Here is a 6,445-nt window from a genome sequence, read left to right on the forward strand (position 1 = left end):
GCCGCGGCGTACGCGTCCTGCGCCGTCGCCTCCGCACCGCAGCGGGCCGTCGCGACGAGGTGCCGGAACCGGTGCACGTCGACCGACAGCGGATCGACGGCGAGCAGGTAGCCCGCCGCCTGCCGGATGATCATCGCGTCCCAGGGCTCGAGGGCCTGCCGGAGCTTGCAGAGGTAGGCCCGGGTGGTGTCCCTGGCCCGGCGCGGCGGGTCGGCTCCCCAGACCCGCTCGATCAGGATGTCGGCCGGGACGCACCGGCCGGCCTCGACGGCGAGCGCGGCCAGCACATACCGTTGCTTGGTGTGGCCGATGTCGACCGGCCGGCCACCGACGGACACGTCGATCTCGCCGAGCAACCGGAAGTCCGCTGGCACTGTGATCGGCTCCTCCTCCGTCCCGCTCAGTCTCCGCCGCCGGCGGCGCGACCGCTGTCGCCCAACGGACCTGCGGTTCAACGGAAATCCAACAGTCGCCCAACGGACCCGGCCCACCTTGGGAAGCGAGGGCAGGCAGCAGGTGCCGGCCCCCACCCACCAGGAGGACCCATGAAGGGCAACGCGGGAAACAGCACCGCCGCGAGCACGGCATCCACCCTGACCAGCACGGCGGGGCGATACCGGCTGCAGCTGACCTCGCTGACCTGCAAGCGCAAGCAGGACACCACCGGACGGGACGAGCCGCAGCTGTTCGTCAACGGCGTCCCCATCTACGGCCCCGGTGACATCGGCAAGGGCGAGACCGTGGACCTGCGGCCGCGCTCGACGGTCTTCACGTCGGTCGCCCACATCGCCCTGGTGGAGGTGGACGCCGGCTCGGACGACCAGCTCGGCGTGGTCACCGCCATCGGCGGCCAGGCCGGCCACGGCCCGCAGCGCGGCGAGTTCCACCTGCCGAACGCCGACTACGAGATCTCGTTCCAGGTCGTCAAGGCCTGACCGGCCGGCTCGATCGGTCACCGATGCGCGGCGTCCCCGTCGGGGCGTCGCGCACCGGCGCGTCCACAGGCCGGCTCAGCCGGTGACCTCGGCCACCACCGCCACCATCTCGTCGAGGTGGTCCGCGGTCGTCAGATGCCCGGCGCCGGGGAGGACCCGCACGTCGAGACCCATCGTGCGGCGCACCGCCGGGACCAGCCGGCGGGGCGGCAGGAACCGGTCATGGGCGCCCACCGAAACGACACACGGCCGCTCGGCGCGCCGGGCCAGCAGTTGGGCCGGCAGCGGGGCGGGCGCCAGCGTCGTCCGGCACGAGGAGGCCATGAGCGCCATCCACTCCACCTCGGTCGCGGGCGGCTCCACCCCGGGAGCGACGAACAACCGCAGCATGCCGCGGGTGTGCGCGACGGTGGGACTCAGCAGCCAGACAGTCGAGGCCAGCGCCAGCCGTGGGTCCACCGAGAGCCGGATGAAGCCGGCGGGTGAGATCAGCGCCCGGGCGGCGATCCGGGTCGAGCCGGCGGCCAGGGCCACGGCGGCGCCCAGCGAGTTGCCCACCACCACGACGTCCTCGGCGGCCAGGGCGGCCAGAACCTGGTCCAGCACCCGGCCGTACCAGGCCGGCCCGGCCCGGCGCGGCCGGCGCGGATCGCTGAGCCCGGGCTGGCCCGGCAGGTCCACGACCGTGGTCGCCCAGCGGTCGGACAGTGCCCGCAGCCACGGCAGCGCCACCGCGGCGTTGAAGCCGGTCCCGGGCACCAGCACGACCCGCGTGGGTCCGGTGCCGGCCGAGGTGAGCGCCACCGGGCCGGCGCTCGTGTCCACGGTCGTGGTCCTGAGCGGGAAGCCGGCCCGCGCCAGGGCCCCGGAACACCACTGCCGGACCGCCTCCTGACCACGAGGGTTCTTGTAGACGGTCGGCATCGCGACAGTGTGTCCGACGGCCGGTGGCGCGTCCAGCACCGGTCATTCGCGCTGGTCGGCGAGGCGGCGGCGCTGGTAGCCGAAGAAGGCGACCGCCGCGAGCCAGATGCCGGCCAGCGGCAGCAGGCCCATCCAGCCCTGGGTGAGCAGCAGCATCCGGACCCGGCCCTTGGCCCACTGCATCCCCTGGGTCCGGCAGCCGTCGGTGCTGGCGCTGAGCACGTCGCACTGCGGGTCGGCCTGACCGGTCGAGACCGTACGCAGGCCCGCGTCCCGGGCGTCGGCCGTCGCCTTGGTGATCGGGCCCCGGGCGGGCAGGGTCGCCAGGTCGGGCAGCCAGGTCTGGAAGGTGCGCAGCATCGCCGCGTGGCCGCGCTCGTTCGGGTGCAGGCTGCTGTGCGAGAAGTTCTTCGGGTGGAAGCGCTGCTCCGCGACCCCGCCGACGGACCGGACGCCGATGAAGTTGAGGCCGGGGCGGCCCTCGTTCTGCTCGTCGCACAGCTGGAGGTTGGCGACCCGCAGGGAGGACTCCATCGCCGCGAGGTAGTGGAAGCCGAACTCCGCGGACGTCTCGGCGACCACCCGGTTGAGGCCGCCGGTCACGAACTCGTGCAGGAAGCGGCGTTCGCGGGGCGCCAGCGCCAGGTCGTCGCAGCGGCCGGTGAGGTCGATCGGGTCCGGGTAGCCGACGGTGACCACCGGCGTGTCCGGGAAGACCTTGTCGAGCTGCTGGTAGGTGTCGCGCAGGTTCTGGCGTACCTGCTCGAGCGCGCCGGTCCAGAGCTTGCCCTGGCTGCTGCAGGTGCCGGGGGCCAGGCACATCAGCCCGATCGTGGAGAAGCCCGCGTCGTTGCCGCCGACCCCGGCGACGACCATCGCCGGGGTGAACCCGTCGCCGTAGTCGTGCAGGTAGGCGTCGAGCTGGGTGCGCTCCTCGCCGGCCTGCGGCTCGGGCGGCGGCACGCCGGGCCGGGTCGGCGGGGCCACCGCGGACTCGACGTTCCAGGTGCGGGCGCCTGAGCAGGCGAGGAACTCGACCTGGTCGAACGGGCGCTGCTGGCCCGCCATGGCGGCCCAGGCGGTGGGCGAGCGGCGGCACTGGTTGCCGCCGCCGACGTCCGTGCCCTGGTAGTACGTGGACGCGCCCTCACCGGACATGTAGGAGTCGCCGAACGCGACCAGCAGGGACCGGGCGGAACGGTCCGGCACCAGGTCGGGCGGTACGTCGGCGGGCAGCGGCGTGACCCCCAGCAACGCGATCACGCTCATCACGAACGCGATGTCGGCCTGGGTGCTGGACACCACCGCGATCACCAGCAGCGCCAGCACGATGACGGCACCGAGCAGCCACGGCGAACGGGTCAGCGCGTAGAGCAGCACGGTGGAGAGCACGAACAGCGCCGCACCGGCGAGCCCCAGCCACAGCCGCAGCGACCGCGGTCCGGACAGGCCGCACATCCAGCGAATGACGACCTCGGAGAGCAGGGCCACGCCGAGCGGCAGCAGCACCAGCAGGGCGGCGCCGAGCAGGACGTACTCCAGGATCACGGCGGCCGTGCCGGAGCCGCGGCCGAGCAGCACGATGCCCAGCAGGGTGCAGCCGGCCCCGGCGGTGGTCAGGGTGAGCGCGAGGTTGCGCCGGATCCGGTCGGAGCGCAGTCCCTGCCGCAGCCAGGTGATGGCCGAGCCGGCCACGAAGTACGCCAGCAGGACACCGGCGAGGGCGGCCCCGGCGCGCGGCCGGAACTCGTACGAGGCGACCAGCGCGACCGCCACCACCAGCAGGACCGCCCCGGCGCGCCGGGAGATCAGCCACTGCCGGTCGTCGAGGCTGTCCATGTACTGGCCGCGGACCCAGAGCGTCGCCGCGATCACGAACAGCGTGAACCACACCTGGATGGTCAGCGACGACGCCCCCGACCGCGCGAAGAACAACAGCAGGATCAGGGCCACGGCGAACACACAGGTACGCCGTACCGCCGCATAGTCGATTCCCGTCATGCCAAGCAGAGGCGCGAGGGCGTCCCGGAGATACCGGTACGCGCAGTCCGTCCAGATGGCCCGTTCGGCCGCCACCGGTTCCGGAACTCCGGCGAGTTGTCCGGATGCCGACGGGATTGCGGCATCCCCGCCGAGAGCGCTCTCTTGACAGTTGGGCCCGTCTATCGCTTGCTGTGATCAGCTTCATTGCGACCCTGTTACGAAAGGACCCTTCCGCATGACGACACGCCCCACCGGCGGTGGCCGTCTCCTCGGGCGCCGGCACCTCGCCGGGGCCCTGGCCCTCGTTCTCGCCGTCACGGCGACCGGCCCGCTGACCGGTTCGGCCGCCTCGGCCGCACCGGCACGGCCGGGCAACTCCGCGCCGAATCTGGGGACCAACGTCACCGTTTTCGACCCGGCGACGCCGGTCGAGCAGATCCAGGCCACGCTGGACGCCACCTACGCCCAGCAGGTCGACAACGAGATGGGCACCCAGCGGTACGCCTTTCTCTTCAAGCCGGGCACGTACGGCACGGCGGACAAGCCGCTGCAGATCAAGGTCGGCTACTACACCGAGATCTCCGGCCTGGGCGCGTCCCCGGCCGACGTGGTGATCAACGGCAAGGTGGAGGTGTACAACCGCTGCCTCGAGGGTGGCGGCACCAGCAACTGCCTGGCGCTGGTCAACTTCTGGCGGACGCTGTCCAACCTGTCCATCAACGTCAACGGCAAGGGCCAGGACGGTTGCCGCGCGACGGCGAACTTCTGGGCCGTGTCGCAGGCGGTGTCGCTGCGGCGGCTCAACGTCAGCGGCGGCACGTTCTCGCTGATGGACTACTGCACCGCCGGCCCGCAGTACGCCAGTGGTGGCTTCATCGCCGACTCGAACTTCCCCGACGTGGTGAACGGCTCCCAGCAGCAGTGGATCACCCGGAACAGCAAGGTGACGAGCTGGTCCAACGGTGTCTGGAACCAGGTCTTCTCCGGCGTGCAGGGTGCGCCGGCGGAGACGGCGTTCCCGAACCCGCCGTACACGACGCTGGAGAAGACCCCGCTGAGCCGGGAGAAGCCGTACCTGTTCACCGACGCGGACGGCCGCTACAGCGTCCGGGTGCCCGCCGCCCAGCGCAACACCAGCGGCACGTCCTGGTCCGCCGGTCTCACCCCCGGCCGGACCATCGCGCTGCGTGACTTCTTCGTGGCCAAGCCCTCCGACCCGGTCTGGCTGATCAACGCCAACCTGGCCCTGGGCAAGAACCTGCTGCTCACCCCGGGCGTCTACAACGTCGCGCAGAGCATCAAGGTGTGGCGTCCCAACCAGGTGGTGCTCGGCATCGGTCACGCCACCCTGACCGCGGTCAACGGCGCGACGCCGCTGACGGTCGCGGACGTGCCCGGTGTGGTGGTCGCGGGAGTGACCATCGACGCCGGCACCAAGGAGTCGAAGAACCTGCTCAAGGTCGGCAACAAGAACGGCATCGGCCTCAGCTCGGCGAGCAACCCGACCACGCTGTCCGACGTGTACTTCCGCGTCGGCGGCCCGCACATCGGCAAGGTCGACGTGGCGCTCGAGGTCAACAGCGACAACGTGCTCATCGACCACACCTGGGTGTGGCGCGGTGACCACGGCGTCGAGGGCTTCACCGAGGGCGTCAACGGTGACACCCAGCGCTGGCGGACCAACATCGGCCGCAACGGTGCCGTCATCAACGGCGACAACGTGACGGCCACCGGTCTGTTCGTCGAGCACTTCCAGCAGTACAACACCATCTGGAACGGCGAGAACGGCACGACCGTGCTCTACCAGAACGAGCTGCCGTACGACCCGCCGACCCAGGCGGACTGGACGCAGCGGGACGGCACGCTGGGCTACGCCGGCTACAAGGTCGGTGCCAAGGTCCGCAACCACAAGCTGTACGGGGCCGGCGTGTACGTCTTCAACCAGAACAACCCGGCGATCCACACCGCGAACGGCTTCGAGGTGCCCAAGCGCCCGGGTGTCAAGCTGCACCACATCATGACGGTCAACCTCAGCGCCGGCATCATCGACCACGTGGTCAACGGCGAGGGCGCTGCGGCGGACACCACCAAGATCGGCGTGCCGGTCTACGTGACGGACTACCCCGCGTCATAGCAACTCCGCACCACTTGCAGGGCCGGATCCGCACCACGGGTCCGGTCCTGTCTATATCCAGCGGTGGAGGCGGGAATCCAGCTGTGGCCAGATCCGCCGGACCCCCTGGTTTCGCGAGACTTCTTCCCATGTCGACCATCGCGCCGCTGAGCCCGTACCACCGTCTCGGACGGACCACCGCCCACCGCTGGTGGCGTCCCGTCGCCGGCACCGCCCTCGTGCTCGCCGGCACTGTCGTGCTGATCCTGCTGGGCCTCGCGCTGACCTCGGTGGCCGCCGCGCTCGCCGGCCGGCCGGAGACCGCCGACGGTCTGCCGTCGTTCGGCCCGCTGGCCGACCTGGCGTTCGAGTTCTTGCTGATCGCCGCGCTGCTGCCGCCGATCTTCGCGGCTGCCCGGTGGGTGCAGCGGCGCCCGGCCGGCACGCTCTCGTCGGTGACCGGGCGGCTGCGGCTGCGCTGGCTGCTGAC

The 6,445-nt window shown here is 71.5% G+C and carries 5 protein-coding genes and 1 pseudogene; 3 read left to right on the plus strand and 3 right to left on the minus strand.

Translation table 11 applies throughout. The features are described from left to right. Positions 1-374 (minus strand): winged helix-turn-helix domain-containing protein (locus AB0C29_RS27825; protein WP_360825935.1); only part of this gene is annotated, 374 nt, incomplete at its 3' end. 171 nt (positions 375-545) lie between these two features. Here AB0C29_RS27825 and AB0C29_RS27830 point away from each other — a divergent pair. Beyond that, positions 546-935, plus strand: coding sequence for a hypothetical protein (locus tag AB0C29_RS27830; protein ID WP_360825937.1), 390 nt, complete (start codon positions 546-548; stop codon positions 933-935). Positions 936-1,010: 75 nt separating this feature from the next. Here the strand turns inward: AB0C29_RS27830 and AB0C29_RS27835 are convergent, their stop codons facing one another. Both AB0C29_RS27835 and AB0C29_RS27840 read right to left on the minus strand, forming a co-directional pair. Then, complete coding sequence (locus tag AB0C29_RS27835) at positions 1,011-1,859, minus strand: alpha/beta hydrolase (RefSeq protein ID WP_360825940.1); 849 nt, start codon at positions 1,857-1,859, stop codon at positions 1,011-1,013. Positions 1,860-1,901: 42 nt separating this feature from the next. After that, positions 1,902-3,860: an SGNH/GDSL hydrolase family protein gene (locus AB0C29_RS27840; RefSeq protein WP_360825943.1), complete on the minus strand. Its 1,959-nt coding sequence runs from the start codon at positions 3,858-3,860 to the stop codon at positions 1,902-1,904. A gap of 217 nt (positions 3,861-4,077) precedes the next feature. Here AB0C29_RS27840 and AB0C29_RS27845 point away from each other — a divergent pair, with 217 nt between their 5' ends. Next, the gene (locus AB0C29_RS27845; protein WP_360825946.1) at positions 4,078-5,976 is read left to right on the plus strand and encodes an adenylyl cyclase; all 1,899 of its coding nucleotides are present in this window, start codon (positions 4,078-4,080) and stop codon (positions 5,974-5,976) included. A 128-nt stretch (positions 5,977-6,104) separates the two neighbouring features. Further along, positions 6,105-6,445, plus strand: a pseudogene (locus AB0C29_RS27850) (hypothetical protein); the annotation flags it as partial.

This window comes from Actinoplanes sp. NPDC048791 (assembly GCF_040650095.1).
Lineage (GTDB): Bacteria > Actinomycetota > Actinomycetes > Mycobacteriales > Micromonosporaceae > Actinoplanes.